Genomic DNA, 25,399 nt, shown 5'->3' on the forward strand with positions numbered 1-25,399 from the left:
CCGGCATCCAATGGGAGGATGACATGAGAATGACTTTGGTGGCGGCAGCCCTTGCCGCCCTGATGGCTGGCACCGCATCTGCCGAGACGATCGGCGTTTCGATGCAGAGCTTCGACAACAACTTCCAGACCCTTCTGCGGCAGGGCATCCAGGCGCGCGCCGCCGAGGTGGGCGGCGTGACCGTACAGGTGGAGGACGCGCAGACGGATATCTCGAAGCAGATAAACCAGGTGAACAACTTCATCGCCGCAAAGGTCGACGCCATCATCCTGACGCTTGCAGACGCCTCTGCGGCCCCGGCCATAACGGAGGCCGCGAACAAGGCGAAGATCCCGCTGGTCTATCTCAACCTGGAGCCTTCCAACGTCGCAAAGCTTCCAGACCGGGAAGCCTACATAGGCTCGAAGGAAACCGATGCGGGCAGGCTGGCAGCCCAGGCAGCTTGCGATCTGCTCAAGGCGAAGAAGAAGGAAAACAGCGCGCAGGTCTACATTCTGATGGGCGACCTCGCACATCAGGCGTCGCACGACCGCACCGATTCTTTCAAGGGTGCCCTGACCGCCGGTGACTGCAAGGGCACGACCATTGCCGACGAACAATCGGCCCTATGGCAGCGCACAAACGCAATGGATATGACGACCAACTGGATCACCGCCGGGCGGCCGATCGACGTCGTCTTTGCAAACAATGACGAGATGGCGCTCGGCGCGGTGCAGGCGCTCAAGGCGTCAGGCATGTCGATGAAGGACGAGGTCGTCATCGGCATCGATGCGACGCAGGACGGCCTTGCGGCCATGGCAGCCGGCGACCTAGCTGCGACCGTCTTCCAGAATGCGAAGGGACAGTCTGCGAGCGCCGTCGACGCGGCTGTCGCCTTTGCGCGCGGAAAACCGGTTGAGAAGGAAGTCATGGTTCCGTTCGAGCTTGTCACGCCGAAGAACATGAACGAATACGCCCACAAGAACTAGGCCATCGCGACTGGCGCGCGGTCGCTCGCCAGTCCGTCCACTGAGGGAGGAACCATGGACGGCATCGTTATCATTGGCGCGGGCGAGTGCGGGACACGGGCGGCTTTTGCGGCGCGGGAGGCGGGATATTCCGGACCGATAACCCTGATCGGCAAGGAGCCGCATCTCCCCTACGAACGGCCTCCGCTATCGAAGCCCGCGGACGGCATGGTGCAGATGAAGCAGATCTGCGTTGCCGGAGCCCTCGAAGCGACGGAAATCCGCTATCTTCCAGGCGTCTCCGCTTCCGCAATCGATGTCGCCTCGCATTCTGTCAGGCTGACCGATGACGCAGTGCTTCAATATGACAAGCTTTTGATTGCGACGGGTGCAAGCCCGAGGCGTCTCAACTGCCTTGGCGCCCAGCACGCACTCGACTTCAGGACCTATGCGGACGCCGATCTCATGTTCAGCCGTGCAGAGGGTGCGAAATCGGCTGCGATCATCGGCGGCGGGTTGATCGGCATGGAACTCGCCGCCGTGCTTCGTGGACGCGGGATCGCAGTCAGCATCATCGAGGCCGCCCGGAAGCCGCTCGGCAGGGCGGTGCCTCCACGCTTTGCGGAAAGGCTGCATGTCCGCCACCTGGAGGAAGGCGTGACGTTCCATCTGGGGCAGGGCGTATCCGAAATTCAGGAACGTGGGGTCATCCTGACCGACGCAGCCGCAGTGCCCGCCGACCTGGTTGTCGGTGCGATCGGCGTCGTTCCCGACACCGAATTGGCGCAGCGGGCGGGAATATCGACTGGGAACGGCATCCTGACCGACATGTTCCTGCGGACGAGCGCGCCGGACGTATTTGCTGCCGGAGACTGTTCGGCGGTGTCTCAGATCGGCGGTGGACACATGCGGTTCGAGAGTTGGCGAAACGCCCGCCTGCAAGGTGAGACAGCGGGTCGGAACATGGCAGGCGCAAACGAACCCTTCAACGGGATGCCTTGGTTCTGGTCGGACCAGTATGATCTGAGCCTTCAGGTCGTCGGTCTGCCATCAGCCGGGCACGCGCAGGTTTCGCGGACGATCGAGGGCGGCGATCTGGAATTCTACCTTGACGATGGACGCCTGGTCGCGGCCGCGGGTCTTGGGGTCGGAAATGCCTGCGCCAAGGATATCAAGCTAGCCGAGATGCTTGTCGCGAACGGCGCATCCCCCGATCCGTCGCAGCTGGCCGATCCGGCGGTCAACCTGAAGGTCCTTCTAAAGAGTTTGCGGGCGGCCTGAAGGCGGCCCGGGCAACTTCGGCCGTGTCTCTACCCTCCTCGGGAACCGGCCGATGCGAGAGAGGCGTCTCCCAGAACGCCTCTCTCCCTCTTCTGAAACGCCCCCGACCGATCTACAAGGAGATGTGACGATTTCTTTGGCCCGGCCGCCCGGTTGGCATGCTGGCCGGATGATCGTCCCGGCTGCGATTTGATGAAGCTGATCATGCGGCGGAGGCGCGCTTTGAAGAAGGCCACACTGAAGGACGTCGCCAGGGAGGCGGGCGTTGGAACTGCGACCGTCGAGCGTGTCATCAATGGGCGAGGAGGCGTCACGGAGAAGACGGCTCAAAGGGTCGCCAGAGCCGTCAGGAAGCTCAACTACGGCATTCGCGATAGCGAGATGCATCGTAGCGCGTTGCGCATCGAAGTCATTCTGGTGCGGCCGGATTCGAGTTTCTTCGCCAGCCTCAATCACGCATTTGAAAGAATGTCAGCTTCGTTGGATCGGTCGATCATCCTCCACAGAACCTTCGTTAGGGAGAACGACCCGGTGGCGATGGCGCGGCACATAGCGAACTCGACCCTTCGTCGTTCGGCTCTCATAATATGCGCGCAGGACGACCCATTGGTGACCCGTGCCCTTCGCGAGGTGCAGGAATCAGGCGTCGCGGTTGTCCAGATCGTGACACGCTGCGACGACGGCGGTCTCCCATATGTCGGCATCGACAACTATGCTGCCGGGCGGACGGCCGCCTATTACATGGCCGGTATGCTTTCCACGCGCGCGGGGTCATTCGTTTCCATCTGCCATAGCGGCACCTACAATGGCCATCGTGACCGGACAAGGGGCTTTTCGGACTTCATGGCGGCCGGCCAATCGTCGAAACACCACTTCTCGCATACGATCCTGGGGCAGGACGACGAGTTGCGGATTGCCGAGACGCTCGGGGAGGCGCTTCATCGTGACCAGGATATTATCGGGGTCTATTCGGCGGGTGGAGGCGACGAAGGGGTCGCGGTCGTCCTGCAGCAATGGGCGAAGCGACGCGAGATATTCTGGGTCGGTCACGAGCTGACGGAGAAGAAGAGGCGGTATCTCCAGTCAGGACTGATGAACATCTGCATCGATCAGACCCCGGAAGTGCAGGCGCGCCGTTCCGTTGATATCATCCTTCATAAGCTCGGCGTCATCCGCACGGAGGTCGTCGCCGATCCCATACGCTTCCTTACGATCACTGCTGAGAACGTCTAGGCGTCGCTAAATTGATCAAAAGAAATCAAAGCAGCGTCTCGCCACCGGAACAGCTTTATGATGTCTAGTATCACACGACCACTGAGGAGGCGTCGATGCAGTCCCTGAATGTCTTCCAGTCGCTCTGGGCCATGGAACGCCGCAGCGCCATCCAGCCGGAACTCTCGCTCGAGGAAAGTATTGAGCAGATCGCAGAAGCTGGCTTCGGTGGCGTCAGCGCCCATTGGTACGACCGCGGCTATGTCAGCCGCCTGCATTCGCTTCTGAAGCCCCACGGTCTGAAGGCTGAAGGTCAATGTTTCCCTAGGAGTGTAGACGACCTGAAGCCAGTGCTCGAGAATGCCGCCGAATTTAGTGTTGCTCATATCTGTCTGCAGCCGGATGTCCGGCTTCGCCGCATCGAAGACTGTCTTCCCTTGCTTGAAGGCTGGCAGCGGCTGAGTGAGGAGGCGAGGATCCCGGTCTATATCGAGACCCATCGCGATCGGATGACCACCGATCTCTTCTTCACGCTGGACCTCCTGGATCAGCTTCCCAACCTACGGCTACTCGGCGATCTATCGCATTTTCTTGTCGGCCGTGAATTCGCCTGGCCCGTGTCGGCGGAAAACCATGACATGATCCATCGCATCCTTGACAGTTCGTGGTCCTTCCATGGCCGCGTCGCTTCGCGAGAACAGGTGCAGATAGAAATCTCCTTTCCACATCATCGGCCATGGCTCGATCTTTTCATGGAATGGTGGGAGTACGGTTTTCGCAGCTGGCGACGCCGGGCAGGGCCTGATGATATTCTTGCCTTTACCTGTGAGCTTGGTCCAAAGCCCTACGCCATCACCGGTCGCAACGGAGAGGATATCACCGACCGGTGGCAAGAAGCACTGCTGCTGATGGAGCGGGTGAAAGAACTCTGGGCGCGCACCGATTGAGGATTCAGCGAAGATAGAGGGCGAATGAGGCCTTAGCCTCACCGTCGCTCTAAACCAAACAAATCGAAGATTTCGCCACTCAATCAGACATCGGCGCGCCGTCGGCATTGAGGCGTCTTGGAGCCGCAGCGGGTGCCGTGGCCAAGATTCCGGAGGGTGCATCGTCAGCTTTGCGGGGCTTGAGATGGATGTACCACGAGGCGACACCGGCGGTCGTCGCCCCGATGACAAGGATCAGCATCCAGACGGCTTTGCGGTTCAAATGGTAAAGTTTTGCAATTGGCATCTTCGTATCCTTCTGGCGAAGGAACGCTTGACTTAGCGGCACGTTCCAATGGGCACGTAGCCGGCCTGATCATTTCGAAGTCCCGCCGGGAGCTGCGGAGGTTGCGACTTCCTGGTGGCGTTATAGCAACGCAAGATTCCACGGGATTGGCTTTATAACGTTCCGGAAATGGCTCACCCCCACCATTTCGTCACATGCTAAATCGAGGAGTGAGAGCATAGGGGACGGAATTGGCAGATTTTGATTTCATCATCATTGGCGCAGGATCGGCCGGTTGTCTGCTTGCAAATCGCCTGACGGAATCGGGACGGTTTCGTGTGCTCTTGCTCGAGGCCGGCGGGAGCGACCGTCGGTTCATGATCCGCATGCCGATCGGATACGGACATAGTTTCTATAATCCAGAGGTGAACTGGCGTTTCGAAACCGGGCCGCAGGACGCCTTGGCCGGGCGCACGAGCTATTGGCCCAGGGGCAAGGTGCTGGGAGGCTCGTCATCGATCAACGCCATGGTCTATGTGCGCGGCCAGCGCAACGATTTCGAGGATTGGCGCGCGGCCGGCAATGTTGGCTGGGGTTGGGATGACGTTCTTCCCTACTTCAAATCCATAGAAACGTTCGAACGGGGTGGGGATGCCTGGCGGGGGGACGAGGGCGAGGTCTTCGTCACCGATATGGCACCTGCTGTGCATCCGCTTTGCGGTGACTGGCTCCGGGCAGCCGAACAGGCGGGTTTCGAGCGTATCGCGGATTATAACGGCGAAAAACAGGAAGGCATCTCGGTCTATCAGATCAGCGCCAAGGATGGCTTTCGCGTGTCGTCGGCCACGGCCTTCCTCCATCCGGCGTCCCGCCGGCCCAATTTGAAGGTCATCACCAAGGCTCTCGTCACACGCATCCTCTTCGATGGACAGACCGCAATCGGAGTCGAGTTCGAGGAGGGGAATGAGAGACGACAGGTTCTCGCCGAGCGCGAGGTCATCCTGTCGGCAGGAGCGGTCCAGTCTCCGACGCTTCTCCAGCATTCGGGCATCGGTCCTGGCGCGCTTCTCCAGAAATTCGGCAAGCCCGTCGTCAAGGACATGCCGGCGGTCGGTCGGAACCTGCAGGATCATCTGGGCATCGACTATCTCTATCGCTCGCGCAGGCCCACGCTCAATTCGCTTCTCCGTCCCTGGTCAGGCCGTGTCATGCTCGGCGCGCGATACGTCCTGTTCCGCGACGGGCCGCTGTCGCTGAGCGTCAATCAGGCGGGCGGCTTCGTCAAATCCAGCCCTGATCAGGAGCATGTGGACACGCAGCTCTATTTCTCGCCCGTCAGCTACAGCAAGCCGACGCCGGGCGTTCGCCGCCTGACGATGCCGGATCCGTTTCCGGGGTTCTTCATCGGCATCCAGCCTTGCCGGCCAACGAGCCGAGGATCGATCGAAATCGGATCGCCCGACATCAAGGCATCCCCGGTCATAGAACCGAACTACCTCGCGACGCCCGAGGACATGCAGTCCATGCTCGCCAGCGTGCGGCTTATCCGCCGCATCGCCGAGCAGCCGGCAATGCAAGCCGTCATTATCGACGAAATGACGCCCGGAAAGGATGTTCAGAACGAGCAGGACATCATCGCCGATATACGCGCTCGGTCGGGAAGCGTTTTCCACGCGTCCTGCACGTGCCGCATGGGACCGGCCGACGGGACGAGTGTGGTGGATGCGCGTTTGCGGGTTCACGGGATCGATCGATTGCGCGTGATCGATGCGTCGGTTTTTCCCAATGTGACGTCAGGCAACACCAATACGCCGACATTGATGGTGGCGGAAAAAGGCGCCGCAATGATCCTGGAAGACATTCGGTAGGTAGAGCGCCGATAGGACAGGCTTGTTGATCAACCGCGATTGGCCTCCAGCACGCGTGCCAGCGTCCGCACACCTTCTTCTATCATGCGCGTGTCGATTGCGCTGACGCCCAGAACAAGACCGCGCTCAACGTTCGCCTGATCGATGCAGAAGCGGCTGATGGGCGAAACGACAAGGCCGGCATTTGCGGCGTCGCTCGTGATCTTGTCTTCGTCCATCGCGGGCGAGGCGAAGTTTCCCACGACATGAAATCCGGCGACGGATCGTTTCACGTTCAAAAGCCCTCCGAGATGGCGCTGTGCGGCATCATGGAATGCGGCGTGGCGTTCGGCATAGATTTCGCGCATGCGCCGAAGATGGGTTGCAAAATGTCCTTCCTCGATAAAGGCGGCCATAACTGCTTGAATGCTTGACGGCACGCCCTGAAGAAATGCGCCGGAAATTCGCTTGAACACAGAAGCCAATGGTTTTGGGACGATATAGAATCCGAGCCTGAGAGACGGGAACATCGTCTTGGAGAACGTTCCGACATAAATCACTCGCTCTCCTGCGTCTCCACTTTTCAGGGTTGGCAGGGGCCTGTTATCGTACCTGAACTCTCCGTCATAATCGTCTTCGATGATCCAGGCCTGGTGCCTGATCGCGGCCGCCAGAAGTTCGGCCCTGCGCTCCAGGCTCATTTCCACGCCCATCGGATGTTGATGCGATGGGGTCACGAAGGCCAATCGGAAATTTGGCGCAAGGCGCAATCCTTCGGCGACGGACAGGCCCTCGTCATCGACCGGAACCGGAACCATGCGAGCGCCGCAGGCGATCAGACTGTTGCGAGCGCCGATCGCACCGGGGTTCTCGAACCAGACGAAATCTCCCGGGTTCAGAAGCATGCGCCCGATCAGGTCGAACGCCTGTTGAGCTCCATTGACGATGAATATCTGTTCGGGATCACAGGATATGCCTCGGTTCGAACGAAGATGTTCTGCAAGCACTGCTCTCAGGTGAGGATCGCCCTCCGGATCGGAATACCCCAGGATCTGCTCGCGGGGTTCGCGCCAATGCTTGGCCGTCAGGCGCGCCCATGTGGCGAGCGGAAAAGCTTTGAAATCCGGCAATCCCGTTGCGAAAGGCCGTGGCGTCTGCGGATGCGACAACCGCTGGAGAAAGCGCGGCGAGGCATCCGAGATAATATCCGCCAACGTTGCTGACATCGGCAGGCCCGGCGCATCGACCAGAAGTGGCTGTCTGGGTCGGGCTGCACCCGCTGCGCTCGAAATATACGAACCGGAACCCGTTCGGGACTCGATAAGGCCTTCTGACGTCAGGCGCTCGAAGACCGCCATGGCCGTTGTTCGCGAAATACCCAGTTCCTTTGCGAGGATGCGCGTCGAGGGCAGCCGTTTGCCGGCCGCCAGATCGCCCGACAGGATCATCTGATGCATTGCGCCATAGACCTGCGTGGTGATGGACTTATCGACCGAGCGATCAACGGCGATGGAGAATAGCAGTTCACCCGATGATCGCTTCACCATGTCCGGCGTCTTCCACCTTGCTTCATTTCACAAATCACTTCGAGGACGGAAGCTATCGCCGTTTCAGGTCGAATTGCGATCCCATGAGCGACGCCGATCCCCCGAAGTCCGATCTCCAAGCGCAGCCCCGTCCCCATAGCGGATGGCTACACTAGACCGGCCACGCCGTTTTTCGAAAGTGGACCTAACCGCTTTTCTCGATGTTCGGTACGAGGGACAGGAGGCTTTCAGTCGGGCTGTTTCGAGGAGACCGAACGTGAAGATAAAACGCATAGAAACATTCTCAACGCCTTTTGTCGGCTTCGTTCGTATCACGGCCGACGATGGTGCCGAAGGGATCGGGCAGGTATCCACCTACAATTCCGATATCACCTCGACCGTCCTCCATCGTCAGGTCGCCCCGCATGTCCTGGGTGTCGAGTTCGATGATATCGATGCCCTGACGGAGCGGACGATCGAGCGGGAGCACAAATTTCCCGGGTCCTACATGAAGCGAGCGCTTGGCGGTCTCGATACGGCGATCTGGGACTTGCGCGGAAAGGCCGCCGGCCTCCCCGTCGCCAGCCTGCTTGGCGGCTCGCCCGGCAAGCTGCGCGCCTATGCGTCCTCTATGAAGCGCGACATCACGCCCAAGCAGGAGGCCGAACGGTTTCAGCGCCTGCGTGACCAGTTCGGTTTCGATGCCTTCAAATTCCGCGTCGCTGCGGAATATGGCCACGACGTCGACGAGTGGCCAGGCCGGACAGAAGAGATCGTTCCGACGATCCGCAAGTCACTGGGTGATGACGTGGCGCTGCTGGTGGACGCCAACAGCGGTTTTAGTCCCAAGCGGGCCATCGAAGTCGGGCGGATGCTGCAGGATAACGGCATCGAGCACTTCGAAGAGCCCTGCCTCTATTGGGAACTCGAACAGACGAAAGAAGTCACCGACGCTCTCGACATCGCGGTAACCGGCGGCGAGCAGGATTGCGAGATTGCGACCTGGCGACATATGATCGAGATGCGCGCAGTCGACATCGTCCAGCCTGACATCCTCTATCTCGGAGGCATCAGCCGCACCCTGCGGGTCTGCGCCATGGCAAAGGCTGCCGGTTTGCCGGTGACGCCGCACAGCGCCAATCTTGGCCTGGTCACGCTCTTCACCATGCATCTGCTTCGCGCCATCGATGGCGGCGCCAAATATCTGGAATTCTCCATCGAAGGGGCGGACTACTATCCCTGGCAGGATGGGCTTTTCGTCAAGTCGCCTTACATGGTGGAAGATGGCATGGTCACGGTGACGGACGCGCCCGGCTGGGGCATCGAGATCGATCCGGAATGGCTTGCAAAATCCAGCTATCAGGTGAGCGAGGCTGAACAATGACAATTCAATCCTCCGGCATAGCGACCGAAGAATGGCCATCAGGCCATTTCATCGACGGCGCATGGCGCAAGCCGGCGGCGGGCAATCTGATGGAGACCTTCGATCCCGGGAAGGCCGAGCCGCATTCGCGGTTTGCAGCGGGAACGGCCGAAGATGTTGCCGATGCCGTTGCCTCTGCACGGCGGGCGCAGGAGACCGTGTGGGGAAAGTCACTACCGGCCGAGCGCGGACGTATCCTGATGCGCGCTGCCGGGCTGATCCGCGAGAATATCGAGCGCCTGGCGCGCGCCGAGGTGCTGGACAGCGGCAAGACGCTGGATGAGGCGCGCGGCGACGTTCGCGGCTCCGCGCGGGCCTTCGAATACTACGCCGGCGCAGCCGACAAGCAGGAGGGCAAGGCGTATCCGCTGGGGCCTGATTACACATCCTATTCCATCGAAGAACCGGTCGGTGTCACCGCCCACATCGTTCCCTGGAACTACCCACTGTCGACGGCCTCCCGCTCGATCGCGCCGGCGCTCGCAGCCGGCTGCACCGCCGTGGTGAAGCCCGCCGAGCAAACGCCTCTGACCGCATTGCTGCTGGCAGAAATTCTCGTTCAGGCGGGTCTGCCGCAGGGCGTCTGCAATGTAGTGACCGGGACCGGGATTTCGGCCGGCGCTCCGCTCGTCTCCCATCCCGATGTCCGCCATGTGACGTTTACTGGCTCGACCGTGACGGGCATCAACGTCATGAAATCGGCGGCGCAGAATATCGCTTCGGTGACGCTGGAGCTCGGCGGCAAGTCTCCCAATATCGTGCTGGCCGATGCGGATATCGATCTGGCGCTGGACAATGTCATCGGCGCCATCTTCGAAAATGCCGGCCAGATTTGCTCCGCCGGCTCGCGTCTGGTCATCGAGCGCTCGATCCATGCTGAATTCATTGAGCGACTGGTGGCGCGAGCCCGAAAGCTGAAGATCGGCCACGGACTGACGGAAGGGGTCAACTTCGGCGCGATCAATTCGAAGGAGCATCTGAACAAGATCGCATCCTATGTCGCGGGAGCCAAGGCACGCGGGGTCGAAGTCGTGACCGGCGGTAACGAGACGGCAGATCCTGCAACCGGCAAGGGATGGTTTTTCGAACCGACGATTTTCGACGCGGTGGAATGGAGCGACCCGATCGTTCAGGAAGAGATATTCGGACCGGTGCTGGCGGTTCAGGTCGTCGATAGTGCCGAGGAAGCGATCGCGGCCGCCAACTGCACCAATTATGCGCTCGTGGCGGGTCTCTTTACCAAAGACCTGTCCAAGGCCCATCGCATCGCGCGCGATGTCGACGCCGGCCAGGTTTTCGTCAACGAGTATTTCGCGGGCGGCGTGGAAACGCCCTTCGGTGGCAACCGGCAATCCGGCATCGGCCGGGAAAAGGGATTGATCGCGATGGCCAGCTACTGTCGCACGAAATCGGTCACGATCAGGATCTGATCTGGGGCGGGGAGGTTCCTTTCGATTGGTTTCATGGCAATGTTAGGTCGAAATAAAATGGCCTGCCAATCCATCGAAACTGGCCCTATTCGTCGTGTCGGAACGTGCATACCATCGGCTTGAATTCGGACATGGGGGGATGATCCGGCGCAGATGAGCAATTGCGATCTGAACAAGGCGTCAGCCATGCTCACCATCCTCGCATGCCGGCCAAAGACATAATCAAAGCGAAAACCAGCTTGCTATCGCCTTCTGAGAAGGCGGGTGTCAGGACTACAGAGGGAGAAGAAAAAATGAAACATCATGCATTCTTTCGCCGGAGTCTCGCCGGCACAACCATGTTGTGTGCGGCGGTCGCAATGGCTTTCAGCCTCGCCAGCCTACCACAGAGCGCTGAGGCCGCATCGGCCGACAGCGCTGCAACCAGTGTCTCCGCCTTCGGCGGCATGGACGGCTTGATCGCCGCCGCCAAGAAGGAAGGTGAACTGAACGTCATCGCGCTGCCGCCGGACTGGGCGAATTACGGCGAGATGATCAAGGCCTTCCAGACCAAATACGGCATCAAGGTCAACAGCGCCCAGCCGGACGCGGACAGCCAGGACGAGCTCAACGCCGCAAAACGCCTGCAGGGACAGAACAGGGCGCCTGACGTCTTCGATCTCGGTGTTAACGTCGCCCTGTCGGCCGTACCCACTTTTGCGCCCTATAAGGTCGCCGGATGGGACGACATTGCTGACAACCTCAAGGACCCGAATGGCGCGTGGTTTGCCGATTACGGCGGCTATGCCTCGATCGGCTATGACGCCAAGCAGGTTCCGGCGATCACCAGCGTCGCGGATCTGCTCAAGCCCGAGTTCAAGGGCAAGGTCGCGCTTAACGGCAATCCGACGCGCGCGTCGGCAGGCTTCCATGGTGTGATGATGGCCGCACTCGCAAACGGCGGCTCCGCCGACGACATCGCTCCGGGCGTCGATTTCTTCAAGAAGCTGCACCAGTCCGGCAACATGCTTCCCGTCGATCCGACCCCCGCCACCATTGCCTCCGGGCAGACTCCTGTCGTCATCGACTGGGAATATCTGAACCTGGCGCAATCGAAGACGCTAAAGGGCTCGATCGACTGGAAGGTCGTGGTTCCGCCGGGCGGACCGGTCGGCGCCTACTATGTGCAGGCGATCAACAAGGATGCGCCGCATCCGGCCGCTGCACGCCTTTGGGAGGAATTCCTCTATTCCGACGAAGGCCAGAATATCTGGCTTCAGGGCTTTGCCCGTCCGGTACGCCTCGATGCCATGACCAAAGCAGGCACCGTGGACAAGACTGCGGTCGGCCAGCTTCCGCAGGTTGAAGGAAAGCCTGTCGTCCTGACCCAGGATCAGCTCAAGAAGGCGCAGGATTACCTTAAGGAGCATTGGGATCAGGCGGTCCAATGACAGCAGGCAAGCCGCAAACGCGTTTCGCGCTCCCTGGCGGGGGCGCGGCATCCGCGCAAACTGCACCGGCACGGAAGGCGCCGGTGCAGCGCAGCTTCGGCCTTGATCAACTCGGCGTTCTGCCTTTTTTCATTTTTGTTTCGCTGTTCCTCTTCTGGCCGACTGTCGTCGTCGTAAAAGGCGCCTTCCAAACATCCGAAGGCGCCTTCACCCTACACAATCTGATCGATGCGGTTTCCAATCAGAACCTGCGCGTCTTCACGCTGTCGATCATGTTGTCGGTGATAACAGCGGTTGCCGGCGCTGTTCTGGGCGGGCTGCTCTCCTGGGCTGTCGCAACCGGCCCACGCCACGGCCTCCTGCGCCGTGCCATCCTTGCAGCATCCGGCACGCTGGCGCAGTTTGGTGGCGTCATGCTGGCATTCGCTTTCCTTGCCACATTCGGCTTCAACGGTTTCATCACGCTATTCCTGAAGCAGCAGATGAGCGTTGATATCTTTGCCTGGGGCCAATGGCTCTATTCGCTCCCGGGCCTAGCGCTGGTCTACACCTATTTCCAGATACCGCTGATGGTCATCGTGTTTCTGCCCGCGATCGAGGGTCTGCGCCCGCAATGGCGCGAAGCCTGCGAGACGCTGGGGGGCGGCAGTATCGCCTATTGGCGGCATGTCGGGCTGCCCATTCTCTGGCCGTCCTTCGCTGGTGCTACCCTCCTGCTTTTCGCTAATGCTTTTTCCGCTTACTCCACGGCCGCAGCCTTGCTTTCCCAGGCCGATCCGCTCGTGACCCTGCGTATCGGAACCTTCCTGACCAGCGAAGTCATGCTGGGCCAGGAAAATCTCGGAGCAGCGCTGGCGTTCGGCATGATCATCATCGTCGTGACAACCACTGTTCTTTACGCGCTGCTCAAGGCCAGAACCAGCCGGTGGCTTGCATGACGAGCATCGATCGAGCGCGCGCGAGAAGGGGTGAAGCGACCCTTCGGCTGGCAATCCTTTTCTCGGTATTGGGCTATCTCCTGCTGCCGATGCTGGCGATGTTCGAATTCTCCACCCGCGGTCCGGGCGGCCAGCGCACATTGGCGGCCTGGGCGGAGATCGGCACAAACCCCGATCTCCTGGGCGCCATCATCCTTCAGCTCGAACTTGCGGCGTTGACAGTGTTGCTGGCGCTGGCGTTGCTGGTGCCAACGATGATCCTGGTGCGGCTGAAACGGCCCGGCCTCAACCGTGTGCTGGAATTCATTTGTCTTCTGCCGCTGACCGTGCCGGCCATCGTTCTCGTCGTGGGGCTTGGGCCGGTCTACGGTCTCGTTGGTCGGTTCGTCAGCGAATCCCCGCTGACTCTCACCTTCATCTACGTCATCCTGGTCTTGCCCTATAATTATCGCGCCATCGCCTCGGGGCTCGATACGCTCGATCTGGTGACCTTGTCCGAGGCGGCGCGTGTCTTCGGCAGCTCCTGGAACGGCGTGATTTGGCGGATCGTCGTGCCCAATATCCGTGGCGCGCTGCTTGCCGCAGCACTTATCTCGGTCGCTCTTGTCCTCGGGGAATTCACGATCTCTTCGCTTCTCAGTTTCGAGACGCTTCAGGTCATCATCAACGAGATCGGCAAGCGCAATGCGAGCGTCGCCGTAGCCGTATCGCTCGCCGCCCTCTGCTTTGCCTTCATGCTGCTGTTCATTCTGTCGTTTGCGGGACAACGTCCCGAAGCTCGGGAAATTCCCGAGAAAGAGGAATAATGATGAATATGTCTTCCGCTCAGTCCGGCAACGATGGGGCCGATGGCGGCGTACCCGTCCAGCTCCTGGATCTTCAGCGGCGGTACGGAAGCATTCGCGCGCTGGACGGATTGAGCCTCGATATCCGTCCCGGCGAGCTGGTCGCGCTGCTTGGCCCCTCCGGATGCGGCAAGACGACGGCGCTTCGCGCGGTCGCCGGGCTGGAGCGGGTCGATGAAGGCAAGATCATCATCGGAAGCGCCGACGTGACGCAGCTGGCGACGACTGGCCGCGACATAGGCATGGTCTTTCAAGCCTACAGCCTGTTTCCGCACATGACGGCGTTGGAGAATGTGTCGTTCGGCCTGCGAATGCGCAAGATTGGCGGCGCTGAGAGGAAGCGGATCGCAAACCATTTTCTTGACATCGTTGGCCTTGGAGATCGGGCGGAACGCTATCCGCACCAGCTGTCAGGCGGACAACAGCAGCGTGTCGCCCTCGCGCGTGCGCTTGCCATCCAGCCAAGCGTGTTGCTGCTGGACGAACCCCTTTCTGCACTGGATGCCAAGGTTCGCTCGCAGCTGCGCGACGAAATCCGCAGAATTCAACTGGATCTGCGCACGACGACCTTGTTCGTGACCCACGACCAGGAGGAGGCTATGGCTGCGGCCGATCGTGTCGCGGTCATGCATGCCGGACGGATCGAGCAGATTGCAACTCCGATCGAGCTTTATGAGCGCCCTTGCTCTCAGCGTGTCGCCGAATTTGTCGGTCTTTCCAATCGACTTCGCTGCGAGGTGCGTGATGGGATGGCAATGGTGCTTGGCTGCACAATTCCCGTGCTCGAAGGCTCCGTTGCCGAGGGTGCGGCGATCGTGCTTGTCAGACCGGAATGTCTCGATCTGGTACCGGATAGAGAGGGCGTGGGCCGGGTGGTCGCAGCAAGCTTCCTCGGCCCTATCGCCCGCGTGCAGGTGAGACTGCATGACGATACCCTGGTGCAGGCACAGGTCGCCAGCGCGGACGTTGCCCGCTTCGGTCACGGCTCAAGCGTGAAGGTTGTCGTGCGGCCGTCACCCGCTCTTGCGGTAGCTCCGCGGACATAACTGAGCGCAGCCATCCAACCGAGACCTGCCAGGGTTAAGCCGCGCCCGGCGCGAGCGATGGTATAGCGTTGACCGAGCCAGCGTAGTCTATTACCGGCCAAGGCACCGCAATTTGATCACTCTCCGGGGACGTGGGTGCTATCGCGGCTGCCCACCGGAGCCATCGCAGCAAACACGCCATCGCGTCTTATGAGGGCGTGGAACAGCGCGGCTGCGACGTGCATCAGGATCAGCGCGAAGAATGCGAAGGCCAGATAGTAATGTGCGTCCCAGAGCAGGGTATGAAGCCGCGGACTTAACGGCAGGATCGGCGGCAGATGGATGCCACCGGCCAAAATTATCGGGTAGGACGCCGCCGACAGCATTCCCCATCCAAGCAGCGGCATCGCGAACATCAGCACATAGAACGCGAGATGCGACAGATAGGCTGCCAATTTTATGGGTTCGGGCAGATCGGCGGGCAGAGCAGGGGCACCATAACGCAGACGCAGCAACAGGCGGACAATTGCCAGGACTAGGATGGCAATGCCAAGCGGCTTATGGATCTGGACCAGCGTGAGGTAGGCTGGCGTGACGGTCGAGACCATCCCGACGCCGATAAAGAGCATCGTCAGGATGCAGATCGCCATCAGCCAGTGCAGGAGCCGCTGCGACAGGGTGAAGGTTTGGCGCGTCGTCGTCATTGCGTCACTCCTGAAGCTGTGTGTGGATAATCGGCAGCCTCGGCCGTACGGCTGTTGTAGGATCGTGAATAGGCAGCCGAGCGGGCGGCGGGAAAGGGATCGTCGGATGTCGTAATCCCCGGAGGCAGTATGGTCGGATCAAAATTGATATCGCGGCACGGTCCATCCGCTTCCGCTTCGATCTGCTGCACGATGAGAGTGCCGACCTCGACGGTACGTCGGTCGGAAGGCCAGGCCTTGGTTGGATCGGCGGTGGGATCGCCCGGATTGGCGATTGTGACGGCCATGGTCCAGCGCTGCGGTCCGCTGCGGACACGGTCTGCGATTTCCTGCTCCAGATAGTCGGCCCCGCGCTTGGCCAGTTCATCCGGCGAAATCGCAACGACCTGCGCGGCGGGCACAAACGACCAGCGCACGATCCGATTGGTCCCAACTGCGTCAGCAAAGGTAAAGCTGTTTAGACTGTTGAACCGGTCTTGCGCATAGCTGGAAGTCCACGGTGCCTTGCCCGCCCAGTCTGCAAAGGCTGCGAACTCGGAATGCTGGCCTACAAAATTCTTCATCGCATCCGGGTCTTTGCTGCCGGAGGCTTCGAGCAGCTGGTAAAAGCCCTGGGGCGTGGAAACCGGGAAGATCGGCGGGTCGATCATAGCCATGCGCCAGACCTCGCCGTTTGGCGTCTTGATCTGGAGACCTAGGCCGCGCACTCGGACGGTTGCGTCTGCTGCTGTGGGGTTCGGCGTCCCGAGGTTAAATCGCCCGAGGACGGGATACTGGCCCGACGCAAATACCTGAGCCTTCGACAGCTCCACTCCGGCGCCGTTCGATTCGAAAATTCCGGTAAAGCAGATACCCTTGGCATGGTTGCGACGATGGCCCAGTGCCGGTCCGTCTGGCGGAGCGAGCGCCGCCACCAGCTTGGCCGGCGTCAGACGATTGGGGGACAGCCATCCGGCAGTATAGACAAAGGCGATGGCGACAATACCGACGATACAACCAATGAGAATAAGGGAAAGCAGTGGGTTTCGCGTAGGCGCGGGATCGGGCAGTGACATGTAAACCTCGCTTTACGGGATTTGGCCCGCAGTTGAACGACTTTCACCATCCGCCGACCGGCTCCGGTGCCGGTTTCTCGATGCTCCGGACATCATGCCTGCCAAAGCCGCGCCGTGCACCTCATTTTTATTGACGCCTACAGAGCATCGCCCAACCTCATCCATCGCAGGAACACTCTCGCGAAAGCATCAAGTCCAGCGGCGCTGCCATCATCCCGCCGAACTCTTCCTCCAATGAATCATTGAAGGAGGTTGCGATGCTGGATGGGAATTATAATCGCTACGTGGAACTGACGACCCGGCTGCGTTCGGTCGAGGCGTTCTGCGATTTCCTCGCCCATGGCGGAACAGTCCGCGTGGCAGCGTCGGATAGCGCTCCATTCACCGACGTGACCTCGGAACTCCTTCAGCGGCAGCGGCGTGAAGCGGACGCCCTCAGGCAAACCAGACGCCACCTGTTCCCAGAGCACGCGGACGAAGACTTCCAACAGACGCTCTATAGCAGTCACTAAAGCATGTCGCGCGAACGTGTGCAGCGGTTTTGCGACAGCGACATGCAAGAACAAAGACCTAAAGTGCGGCAAGCGAATCCTGGGGATCGCGACGCGCTTTAGGGCGTTGGCGGAATTGCCAACGCCGCTATGGAAGGAAGGACGTATTCACTTCAAATTGCTGACCGCCTTCTTGCCGGCGCGCACAACGGCGTCCGTGGTGATGTCGAATTTTTTGTAGACGTCTTCGATTTTCCCGGATGCTCCGAAGCCGTGCATGCCGACGAACTCGCCGTCGAGACCGATGTAGCGATCCCAGGAATCCTGTACGCCCGCCTCGACAGCCACTCTTGCCCGAGTTTCGCCGATGACCTTCTTCTTGTAGGCCGCGTCCTGCCTTTCAAAGGCCAGCCGGCACGGCATCGAGACGACAGCGGTCCGGAGACCTTCCTTCTGAAGGATGGTACGAGCCTCGACCGCCAGATGCAGTTCGGAACCGGTGGCGAAGATTGTCAATTGCCGTCCTCCCCCTTCGGCTTCCAGGAGCACGTACGCACCCTTCGCCGCGAGGTTCTCCGACGCAGATGCCTTTCGCAGCAGCGGCATCGGCTGGCGCGACAGTGCGATCAAAGCCGCTTCGCGCGGGCTTTCCATGATCGCTTCCCAGCATTCTGCCGTCTCGATCGGGTCACCGGGCCTGTAGACGGCGAGTTGCGGGATGTCCCGCAGCGCACTCAGATGTTCAATGGGTTGATGTGTCGGGCCGTCTTCGCCAAGGCCGATTGAATCGTGCGTCATGACGAAGATGGTGCGGATTTTCATGATCGCGGCAAGCCTGATCGACGGGCGGCAATAGTCCGAGAATGTCAGGAACGTCCCGCCATAAGGAACAAGTCCGCCATGGAGCGACAGGCCGTTCATGGCAGCCGCCATCCCGTGCTCGCGAACGCCATAGTGGATGTATGAACCTTGATACTCGCCCGGCTTGATCTCCACCTGGTTCTTTGCCTTGGTGTTGTTCGACGGAGTGAGGTCCGCGGATCCCCCCAGTAGTTCGGGCACAGCATCGAAAAGGTGGTTCAGCACGATGCCGCTTGCCTGACGCGTGGCGAGATCCTTCTCCGAACCAAGCAGCTCCTTCTTGGCCTCGGCGATCGCCGATCGCCAATTGCCCGGAAGCTCGCCTTTCATCCGGCGATCGAACTCGCCTTTCCCGCCGTCTGCGACGCGCTTGGCCCAGGCCGCGCGCTCCGGACGGCCCTTCGCGCCGATTTTCCGCCAGGTGTCGAGAAGGTTCTGCGGAATCTCGAACGGTGGCGACTTCCATCCCAGAATCTCGCGGGCGCCGGCGATCTCCTCTTCGCCGGGGGCGTCGCTGTGTGCTTTCTGGGTCCCGGCTCTTGTGGGAAATCCAAACCCGATGATGGTCCTGCAGTCGATCAAGGAAGGACGGTCGGTAACCTTCTTCGCTTCGATGATAGCGGCTCGGATGGCATCGGTATCGTGTCCGTCGATTTTCTGGACGTGCCAGTTCGCCGCCTCGAAGCGGGCCGGTTGGTTGTCGGATTCGGCGAGGCTTGTCGCACCGTCGATGGAGATCGAGTTGTCGTCCCAAAAGGCGATCAGCTTTCCGAGCTTCAAGTGGCCGGCGAGAGATATGGCCTCGTGACTGATGCCCTCCATGAGGCAGCCGTCACCGAGAAAGACATAGGTGTGATGATCGACGAGCCCATCGCCGAAGGACGCGTTCATGATCCGCTCGCCAAGTGCCATGCCGACCGAATTGGCGATCCCCTGACCCAGCGGTCCGGTCGTCGTTTCGATACCGGTCGCGTGGCGATATTCCGGATGTCCTGCCGTCCGGCTGTCGATCTGCCGGAATCGCTTGATCTCCTCGATCGTCATGTCTTTGTAACCGGTAAGATACAGGAGACTGTAGAGCAGCATCGAGCCGTGACCGTTCGAGATCACGAATCGATCCCGGTCGAACCAGTAGGGGTCGGCTGCATCGAATTTCAGGAATTCCGAGAAGAGCACCGTCGCAATGTCCGCCATTCCCATCGGCATGCCGGGGTGACCGCTTTTAGCGGCCTGCACGGCATCCATCGAGAGAAATCGGATGCAGTCCGCCAGGTCCCTCAAATGTTGATCTTTCGGGGCTGGAACGGTCTTACGGGGCTGGTTGGGAGTATCTGACATGATCTCGCTCCTGTTTCTCGGCCGATGCATTCTTGGTGCCGGGCGGCCGGACGCCGTTGTCTCGAACTGAAGCTAGGGCGCAGTCTTGAAGAAGGAATATGCGGGCGAGAATTTGCCCAGCTCGGAGAGGACAGTGTTGATCTCGATGCCGAAAAGAGCGGTCCAACCCATTCCACCAAGATCCACTCGGAACTGTTGGATGTCTGAAAGTGTTACCTCGCCATCGAAAGGAGCAGGCCATGCCATTTCCTCCGCCAAAAACCGAAGACTCGCGGCAGCGCTTCGAAGAATTGAGGACGGCCGCCAAGGACGTATTGGAAGAAATCATCGCCTCCGCAAACGAAACCGGCTGGGGGACGCAGGAGATCGTCGCCGCGCTGATCGAGGCGGCACAGTCGCTCAAGGACGCCGCCACTGTCGATCCAGATCCGGCAGATGACCCGTCAATTCCCGAGGCCGTTCGCGAGCAGATCGGCCACGGCGAGCAGTTTGACTAGATCGCTACATGCCAGACGGAATGCGCGGACGCGAGCCACGAGGGGTTACCATGACAGAGAACGACGCACTTCGCCATGAGATCGCTGCACTCGCCGACGCAGCAGGGGCCGCTCCCGAAACGACGGCGGACCTCAAGTCTTTGGCGGTACAGCTCTGGGCCAATTTCGATGAGTTCACGGTCGAGGAACTGGAGGATATCCTGCGCGATGCATGGCGGATCCGCGGATTGCCCTTCAATGACAACGCCGGCATCTAGACCAGCAAAAGTGTATCACGGTTTTGCGTCCGGAATTGCGTCAAATCAAAGAGAAGCGTTCTTGCGATCGTCCCGTGGCTGGCCTTGCCGGTTTGCGAAGACGTCCCCATCTCTGTGCCAGGCCTCCAACCCTGGAGCACTCGATATGGACGACCTAACCGTGAATGAGCATTCAGCCTCATCAATGATCGAAATATTACCGCCGGAACGATGCGATCACTCCGACGATAAGACACCTTGCCTCTGTTGCGGCCGCTCGCGTTCATTCATGGACGAGGATGGCTGCGGCATCTGCGAGGAATGTCTGGCCCCTTGACGGTGCGAGCCGGAGGCTCTCACCGCCAAGCTTTCACGAGCCGCTAGTGCCTGGTGGGCTTTGCCACGATTTCAAGCTTGCTTCGAGACAAGCCGCGACAAAGGCCTCCCTGGCTGCACCGAGCGGAGCCTCTCTGTGAGCCGCATGATAGCAGGTTCGCAAGGCGAGCTCGTATTTCTCTCCGTGCTTGACTGGCCATTCGTGTTCCAGGAAATCGGCTGCGTCCTGCGGATTGTCGAAGCGACGTTCCAGCCCGCTTTGCATCCGGACTTGCAATGCCTGTGGCCAAGGCAAGGAAACGGGTTCCATGCTTTTCTCCCTCCAAGAAAACAGCCCCGGAGGAAGCTAAAACTTATCAAGTGATTCTACAACGCGCACCGGATTGTCCGGATCCGGCCGCCCGAAGGTTCAGCTCGTTTCGAACACTTACGGATAGCCCCATCGGAAATGTCTGCTCCAAGCCAATGCGGCTGGCCAATCTCCAATCAGGCTGCACCCCTTGCGGTCGCAACGAAAGAATACTTCTTTCTCATCTGGAGGATCGGCTTCTCGATGAAGTGCCATGAGAAGGTTGCGACAGCCATGGCAATGCAGAGCCCGACGATGAACAGTGCAATTGCTCCCATCCTCGTGCCGAGGAAAAGAGTTGGGAAGAGCGTCATCAAGATTTGCAAAAAGGGATCATGGTAAAGGTAGACACCGTAGGAATAGTCTCCCTTCTTGAAGACCGCCGGCAGCTTCATTGGGGTAAGCCCGATGAAAATGGTTATGTAAACCAGCGCCGGAATAACGATGATCCGGTTTGGCACCTGGTAAATTGCTTGGTCTCTGTCGAGGAGAAACACAGCCGCAAGCGCTATCAGAATGCAAGCTACCAGTATCATCCTGTTATAAGGAATGCGGTCGCGCAGCTGGTAGGCAAGAAGGCCGAGCGAGAAGGCCAGAATAAGCTGAGTGCCGCGACTGACGAATAGAAGGTACAAGATCCCTTCAACGGCTTTGGGCGGTATAGAGGCTGTGAACTGGACGACCATCCCGACGACAACATAAGTCACGATGACCACGGCAAGTCTTTTCCAGCTTCGGACGACCGCGGTCAGCATGAAGACCGACATAATGATGTAGCAGCCTATTTCCCAGGGAACAGTCCAGAGCGCACCGTTAACCTGATCACTGGGAAGGTTTCCGAAAACGCCGGGCAGCGTGTAATGTATGTAGCCGAAAATATTCAGAAAATAGCTGTGAAAGTGCCGATCGGAAAAATACGCCTGAAGGCTGACAGTTGTAAAAATTGGTCCAATGATCAGCGCACAGATGACAATATCAACGGCGAGCGCCGGCACAATTCGAAGTCCGCGATTTATCAGAAAGTTCTTTAAGCTGAGGCGCTGTGCAGACCCGCAAATAAGAAATCCGCTCAGCGCAAAGAACATTGGCACCAGCGCATATTCCAGGAACCAAAGCGGGCTGCCTCTAAAGAATTCGTCACTGCCGTTATTGAGGAACGCGTGGGAAAAAACGATTGAGAAGGCCAGGGCTATTCTAAGAAAATCAAAGCCAGGGCCAAAGCCGCGGTAGGAGGTTAGAACACTGCCAAATGTCTTATTCATTGTCTGGCCCCAAAAGTAACATCTAAAATTTGGGGCAAAATTGCACAATGAAATGTCATTGAGTAGGTCGATATTATGAAAAATTACGAAAAGGTTAACTTAGAACCATAATGTCACACCTTTCTCACTCGTCTAAACCGTCGCTATCAATATCACTACCTTTTGATATCTTGGCCGCGGTCCTCGCTACCTGCGGTTACTGTTCGAAGGCAAAGATTTTCTTCCAGTCGGCTTTCATGTCGACGACCAGCCAGTTGCGGTTCTCGGCTTCATCCAGTGCCTTGTCCAGCTTTCCGAAGGCCGATTGCCTGTCATAGGCGTATTCGCGCTGGCCATCGGTGTGGTGGATTATCATGGCGAAACCCGGTTTCGTAGCAGTCACCCAGCGCAACATTTCGTAGTCGGCATCGGAATTGCCGGCGGCGAAGATCGGCTTGCGCCCGATGAATTTGTTGATGCCGGCAGGCTTGCCGGGCCCGTCGTCGACAAACTCGATTTTCGGCAAACGGTTGAGGACGGGTACGTCGTCGTTGAGCGCATATTCCGTGGCGATCGTGCTGCCGACAACCTGCTCGGGCGGGATGCCGTAGAGCCTCTTTGTCACGGGACGCATGAATTCGACGCCGCCGCCGGAAACGATGTAGGTCTTGAAGCCGTTGGCGCGCAGGTAGTCGAGAAGCTCCCGCATCGGCAGGTAGGTCATTTCGGTCCAGAGCTTGCCAGTCTTCGGATGCTTCGCGGTCGCGAACCAGTTGCTGACGATGTCATTGAAATGATCGGTCGTCATGCCGGCGTGCGTGGCCTCGACGAGGTCGACGATGCCCCTTTCGCCACCTTTGGCCGCACCCTTGATATCGCCTTCCAGGATGCCTTTGAACGGCTGTTTGGAGTTCCATTCCGGATGTTGCGGCGCAAGTGTCTTCACCCGGTCAAAAGCGAAGGCGAGTTCAGTGTAATAGGGCTGCTCGGTCCATAGAGTGCCGTCATTGTCGAAGACGGCGATGCGATCCTCCGGCGACACATACCCCTGGCCGCCTTCCGTCACCGTCGCCTTGACGAAATCCACGATGCGGGACTTTGCCGCCGTATCGTTCCAGGAGGGAAGCGGCTCCTGCGCAAATGCTGAGAAACCGCCTGCGACGGCGAGAAAAATCGCCACCAGCAGGGAGGCGACAATCCTGTTGCGACATTGGCAAGACCCTCCCATCCCGGTTTCTCCTCAGGCCGCCGGCCTTTTCACGCTACGAAATCCGACGTGGCTGGTGGACGTATCCTCCGGTTCGGCGTGTCTGGCGGCCGGGCGGTAACGGCGGCAGTAATTGGGCGCGCAGAGATGCGAGCCGCCTTTCAGCACCCGGCGCGGGATGCGGATTGTGGGCTGGCGGGGGTCGTAGCTGGCGTCGATGTCATCGCCGCGCGGATTGCTCGGAATGCAGCAGGAGTGTTGCGCGGGTTCAGAATGCCGGTCACTCCAATAGTCGGATGTCCATTCCCAGACATTGCCGATCATGTCGTAGAGGCCGTGTCCGTTCGCCGGAAAGGAACGAACCGGCGAGGTGCGTTCCTGACCCTTCGGTTTGGTCGAGTGTGTCGGGAAGGTGCCTTGCCAGATATTGGCCATCGCCTGCCCGCCGGGCATCAATTCGTCGCCCCATGCGAACTCGGTGTCATCGTTGCCGCCACGGGCGGCAAGCTCCCATTCGGCTTCCGTCGGCAGGTCGAGGCCGGCCCAGCTGGCATAGGCCTTCGCATCGGACCATGCGACGTGGACTACGGGATGATCGAGCTTGCCGCGCAGGTCGCTCAAACCGCCAAGCGGGCGGCGCCAGTTTGCACCGAACTTGAAATTCCACCATTGACGAATGTCAGGTCCATCGATGACCTTGGGCTGATGGAAAACGAGCGAACCCGCTCTTAGCATTTCCGGGCGAGCACCCGGATAATCCTTTGCCTCAGGCGCCTTTTCAGCGACCGTCACGTGGCCGGTCGCCTTGACGAATTCCATGAAGCTGCGGTTTGTGACCGGCGTCTCATCGATCCAGAAGCCGTCGACGCTGACCCGATGGGCCGGCGCTTCTTCCGGATAGTGACGGTCAGATCCCATGGTGAAGGTGCGGCCGGGGATCCATATCATACCCCTGTGCGCCGCAGGCGAGCTTTCCGTTTCCTCGAATGCCAAACCCATGGCAGCCTCCGTTCGGTCGGAATGCAACAATGACGTTTCAGGCATCGCTCGGTAAGTACGTTACGGTAAATATAGGCTCCTTTATGCAAACCCGGCGATAGGCAACGCTCATCGGGGTGGGCCAGCACAATCAGTTGGCGCCAGTGCTTTCGAAGCCTTTGAAGGTTTGCAGTGTCCAGTCATACACGGAGGTATCCGTCCGAAAGCTTCCCACTCGTGCGGATGCCAGGTCCAGGATATTCACCACGACCGCCGTCCAGACTATCGTCAGAAGCACGATCAGAAGCCGGACCGGCTTTCCCCTCAGGCCGAACTGATAGCCGAGGGCGGCCATGCTGAGATGCATGACGCCGACAAGCAGCCAGAAGATCTGCCGCGGGAGACGTATGCCCAGTGCAAACCTTTCGGCCGTGCCGGCATCGAAAGTCTCGTTGACGGAAGACATCAGTGCAGCCGAAACGGGATCCGGCCGCTCACGCACCAACGAAGAAACACGGCTCCAGATCGATTTCTGCAAGTCGGTGGTCTGCTGGTTCGTCTGAGCCATGACTGTCTTGTCGCGGCCTTCCCGTACGAAGTCCTCTCGAACCTTCGCGTAGTCTTCAAGTAGTTGTGCGATCTCCTCGGCCTGAGGAGTACCGATGGCTTTTGCGCGAAGCCAGGCCGTGCCGATGGCATTGGCCTCCGTCAAGGTGCCATGGCGCCGCTCGTTGAACCGGGCAGTGGAATAGGAAAGCGTCAAAGCGAGCACGAAAGCCAGCAGTGCAAGCATGCCACCAACCACGACGCCCACGCTTTCGGCCTGTCCGGCCGCTCGCACCCTGATCTGGTATCCTATGCGGTAGCCGATCTCATGTGCGATAAGTTGGCTTGCAAGCAGCAGGATGGCGAATGCGAGTTCGCTACGCTCGGCGAGATTAACTGCGAGTTCCATTGGGTCCCTCGGTCGGCCGTAGGGCGAACTCGGAG

General features: G+C 59.6%; 23 protein-coding genes. 14 read left to right on the forward strand and 9 right to left on the reverse strand.

Annotation, left to right across the window (positions count from 1 at the left end; genetic code table 11):
• Positions 1-23 precede the first annotated feature (23 nt).
• The 4 genes from DTW90_RS23705 (at position 24) to DTW90_RS23720 (ending at position 4,387) form a co-directional block, all read left to right on the forward strand.
• Positions 24-968: a substrate-binding domain-containing protein gene (locus DTW90_RS23705; protein ID WP_149341371.1), complete on the forward strand. Its 945-nt coding sequence runs from the start codon at positions 24-26 to the stop codon at positions 966-968.
• Positions 969-1,022: 54 nt separating this feature from the next.
• Complete coding sequence (locus DTW90_RS23710) at positions 1,023-2,228, forward strand: FAD-dependent oxidoreductase (protein ID WP_149341373.1); 1,206 nt, start codon at positions 1,023-1,025, stop codon at positions 2,226-2,228.
• Between the two features lie 222 nt (positions 2,229-2,450).
• Positions 2,451-3,461 (forward strand): LacI family DNA-binding transcriptional regulator, encoded by a 1,011-nt coding sequence (locus DTW90_RS23715; RefSeq protein ID WP_149341375.1) that lies wholly within the window; start codon positions 2,451-2,453, stop codon positions 3,459-3,461.
• A gap of 95 nt (positions 3,462-3,556) precedes the next feature.
• Complete coding sequence (locus DTW90_RS23720) at positions 3,557-4,387, forward strand: sugar phosphate isomerase/epimerase (RefSeq protein ID WP_132523915.1); 831 nt, start codon at positions 3,557-3,559, stop codon at positions 4,385-4,387.
• Between the two features lie 79 nt (positions 4,388-4,466).
• Here DTW90_RS23720 and DTW90_RS23725 read toward each other — a convergent pair whose 3' ends face one another.
• A complete protein-coding gene (locus tag DTW90_RS23725; protein ID WP_132523914.1) occupies positions 4,467-4,673 on the reverse strand; it encodes a hypothetical protein in 207 nt (68 codons plus the stop codon).
• A 230-nt stretch (positions 4,674-4,903) separates the two neighbouring features.
• On the opposite strand from DTW90_RS23725, the gene DTW90_RS23730 reads away from it, so the two are divergent.
• Entirely contained in the window at positions 4,904-6,520 is a 1,617-nt protein-coding gene (locus DTW90_RS23730; protein WP_149341377.1) for a GMC family oxidoreductase N-terminal domain-containing protein, read from the forward strand.
• A 29-nt stretch (positions 6,521-6,549) separates the two neighbouring features.
• On the opposite strand, the gene DTW90_RS23735 is transcribed toward DTW90_RS23730, so the two are convergent.
• Positions 6,550-8,046 (reverse strand): PLP-dependent aminotransferase family protein, encoded by a 1,497-nt coding sequence (locus DTW90_RS23735; RefSeq protein WP_149341379.1) that lies wholly within the window; start codon positions 8,044-8,046, stop codon positions 6,550-6,552.
• A 256-nt stretch (positions 8,047-8,302) separates the two neighbouring features.
• Between DTW90_RS23735 and DTW90_RS23740 the strand changes: the two genes are divergently transcribed.
• The 6 genes from DTW90_RS23740 to DTW90_RS23765 all read left to right on the forward strand — a co-directional run bounded on the left by DTW90_RS23740 (position 8,303) and on the right by DTW90_RS23765 (position 15,137).
• On the forward strand, positions 8,303-9,409 hold the full coding sequence (locus DTW90_RS23740; RefSeq protein WP_132523911.1) for a mandelate racemase/muconate lactonizing enzyme family protein: 1,107 nt from the start codon (positions 8,303-8,305) through the stop codon (positions 9,407-9,409).
• Positions 9,406-10,878 carry an aldehyde dehydrogenase family protein gene (locus DTW90_RS23745; RefSeq protein WP_132523910.1) on the forward strand — a complete coding sequence of 491 codons (1,473 nt, stop codon included), beginning with the start codon at positions 9,406-9,408 and terminating at the stop codon, positions 10,876-10,878. Before DTW90_RS23740 ends, DTW90_RS23745 begins: the two co-directional genes overlap by 4 nt.
• A gap of 293 nt (positions 10,879-11,171) precedes the next feature.
• The gene (locus DTW90_RS23750; RefSeq protein ID WP_149341381.1) at positions 11,172-12,308 is read left to right on the forward strand and encodes an extracellular solute-binding protein; all 1,137 of its coding nucleotides are present in this window, start codon (positions 11,172-11,174) and stop codon (positions 12,306-12,308) included.
• Complete coding sequence (locus DTW90_RS23755; protein ID WP_149341383.1) at positions 12,305-13,246, forward strand: ABC transporter permease; 942 nt, start codon at positions 12,305-12,307, stop codon at positions 13,244-13,246. The genes DTW90_RS23750 and DTW90_RS23755 overlap by 4 nt, the downstream gene beginning before the upstream one ends.
• Positions 13,243-14,052, forward strand: coding sequence for an ABC transporter permease subunit (locus DTW90_RS23760; RefSeq protein ID WP_149341385.1), 810 nt, complete (start codon positions 13,243-13,245; stop codon positions 14,050-14,052). The genes DTW90_RS23755 and DTW90_RS23760 overlap by 4 nt, the downstream gene beginning before the upstream one ends.
• Positions 14,053-14,054: 2 nt before the next feature.
• A complete protein-coding gene (locus tag DTW90_RS23765) occupies positions 14,055-15,137 on the forward strand; it encodes an ABC transporter ATP-binding protein (protein WP_210251428.1) in 1,083 nt (360 codons plus the stop codon).
• A gap of 116 nt (positions 15,138-15,253) precedes the next feature.
• Here the strand turns inward: DTW90_RS23765 and DTW90_RS23770 are convergent, their stop codons facing one another.
• A complete protein-coding gene (locus DTW90_RS23770; RefSeq protein ID WP_149341387.1) occupies positions 15,254-15,820 on the reverse strand; it encodes a cytochrome b in 567 nt (188 codons plus the stop codon).
• On the reverse strand, positions 15,817-16,875 hold the full coding sequence (locus DTW90_RS23775) for a catalase family peroxidase (protein ID WP_149341389.1): 1,059 nt from the start codon (positions 16,873-16,875) through the stop codon (positions 15,817-15,819). The genes DTW90_RS23770 and DTW90_RS23775 overlap by 4 nt, the downstream gene beginning before the upstream one ends.
• Positions 16,876-17,132: 257 nt before the next feature.
• Here DTW90_RS23775 and DTW90_RS23780 point away from each other — a divergent pair, with 257 nt between their 5' ends.
• Positions 17,133-17,387, forward strand: a complete 255-nt coding sequence (locus DTW90_RS23780) for a hypothetical protein (protein WP_245512740.1) — start codon at positions 17,133-17,135, stop codon at positions 17,385-17,387.
• 147 nt (positions 17,388-17,534) lie between these two features.
• Here DTW90_RS23780 and tkt read toward each other — a convergent pair whose 3' ends face one another.
• Complete coding sequence (gene tkt / locus DTW90_RS23785) at positions 17,535-19,565, reverse strand: transketolase (protein WP_149341391.1); 2,031 nt, start codon at positions 19,563-19,565, stop codon at positions 17,535-17,537.
• A 239-nt stretch (positions 19,566-19,804) separates the two neighbouring features.
• On the opposite strand from tkt, the gene DTW90_RS23790 reads away from it, so the two are divergent.
• Both DTW90_RS23790 and DTW90_RS23795 read left to right on the forward strand, forming a co-directional pair.
• Positions 19,805-20,062: a hypothetical protein gene (locus DTW90_RS23790; protein ID WP_149341392.1), complete on the forward strand. Its 258-nt coding sequence runs from the start codon at positions 19,805-19,807 to the stop codon at positions 20,060-20,062.
• A 50-nt stretch (positions 20,063-20,112) separates the two neighbouring features.
• Positions 20,113-20,319: a hypothetical protein gene (locus DTW90_RS23795; protein WP_149341394.1), complete on the forward strand. Its 207-nt coding sequence runs from the start codon at positions 20,113-20,115 to the stop codon at positions 20,317-20,319.
• 801 nt (positions 20,320-21,120) lie between these two features.
• Here the strand turns inward: DTW90_RS23795 and DTW90_RS23805 are convergent.
• The 4 genes from DTW90_RS23805 to DTW90_RS23820 form a co-directional block, all read right to left on the reverse strand.
• Entirely contained in the window at positions 21,121-22,245 is a 1,125-nt protein-coding gene (locus DTW90_RS23805; protein WP_149341398.1) for an acyltransferase, read from the reverse strand.
• A gap of 196 nt (positions 22,246-22,441) precedes the next feature.
• Positions 22,442-23,452, reverse strand: a complete 1,011-nt coding sequence (locus tag DTW90_RS23810) for an HAD family hydrolase (protein ID WP_149341400.1) — start codon at positions 23,450-23,452, stop codon at positions 22,442-22,444.
• 12 nt (positions 23,453-23,464) lie between these two features.
• On the reverse strand, positions 23,465-24,430 hold the full coding sequence (locus DTW90_RS23815; RefSeq protein WP_149341402.1) for a formylglycine-generating enzyme family protein: 966 nt from the start codon (positions 24,428-24,430) through the stop codon (positions 23,465-23,467).
• A 130-nt stretch (positions 24,431-24,560) separates the two neighbouring features.
• Complete coding sequence (locus DTW90_RS23820) at positions 24,561-25,364, reverse strand: hypothetical protein (protein ID WP_132523898.1); 804 nt, start codon at positions 25,362-25,364, stop codon at positions 24,561-24,563.
• Between the last annotated feature and the right edge of the window lie 35 nt (positions 25,365-25,399).

Source organism: Neorhizobium sp. P12A (assembly GCF_008365395.1).
In the GTDB taxonomy this organism is placed as follows: Bacteria; Pseudomonadota; Alphaproteobacteria; order Rhizobiales; family Rhizobiaceae; genus Rhizobium.